The 580-nt window shown below is 62.2% G+C and carries 2 protein-coding genes; both read right to left on the bottom strand.

Going from position 1 to position 580, the window contains the following annotated elements; genetic code table 11:
* Positions 1-389: Gfo/Idh/MocA family protein (locus JQK15_RS26590; RefSeq protein ID WP_214869678.1), on the bottom strand; the 389-nt coding region annotated here is incomplete at its 3' end.
* A 19-nt stretch (positions 390-408) separates the two neighbouring features.
* A partial coding sequence (locus tag JQK15_RS26585) for a DODA-type extradiol aromatic ring-opening family dioxygenase (RefSeq protein ID WP_502956888.1) occupies positions 409-580 on the bottom strand: 172 nt, incomplete at its 5' end.

The following is a 580-nucleotide window of genomic DNA, read 5'->3' as shown; positions in this document are numbered from 1 at the left end:
AACTGGTGCGACGGGTTGAAGCGGCGGGTATGGCCGACCATGCAGACAAGGCCGGTTTCCTTCTGCTTGGCCAGCACCGCCTGCGCATCGGCCCAGCTGTCGGCCAGCGGGATTTCCACCTCGACATGCTTACCCGCGTTCATGCAGGCGATCGCCTGTTCCGCGTGCATCTGGGTCGGCGTACACAGGATCACCGCATCGACATCGTCGCGCGCCAGCGTCTCGTTGAGGTCGGTCGTCACATGGCCGATGCCATATTTCTCGGCGACCTTCTTCGTCGCCTCCAGTTCGCGGCCGATGATCGAGGTGACGGTGACGCCGTCGATATTCTTGAGGCCATCAAGATGCTTTTCGCCAAAGGCGCCGGCACCGGCGAGGGCAATACGCATGCTATTCTCCTAGGACAGGTTAGCGGGCGGGTTCGAGCACGAGGTGCCCGACCGCGGTGTTGGAAGCGGGAACATGATAATGGCGGTGCAACGGCCGGACCTTGTCGCCCAGCGCCCCGCGCATGATCAGCCACATGACCATCTCGATCCCTTCGGACCCGGTCTCGCGCAGATATTCGATATGCTCGATC

The organism is Sphingobium sp. BHU LFT2, from assembly GCF_018604485.1.
Classification (GTDB): Bacteria; Pseudomonadota; Alphaproteobacteria; order Sphingomonadales; family Sphingomonadaceae; genus Sphingobium; species Sphingobium yanoikuyae_A.
The sequence above is the reverse complement of the archived record's forward strand: the minus strand, read 5'-3'. Positions and strand labels throughout refer to the sequence as shown.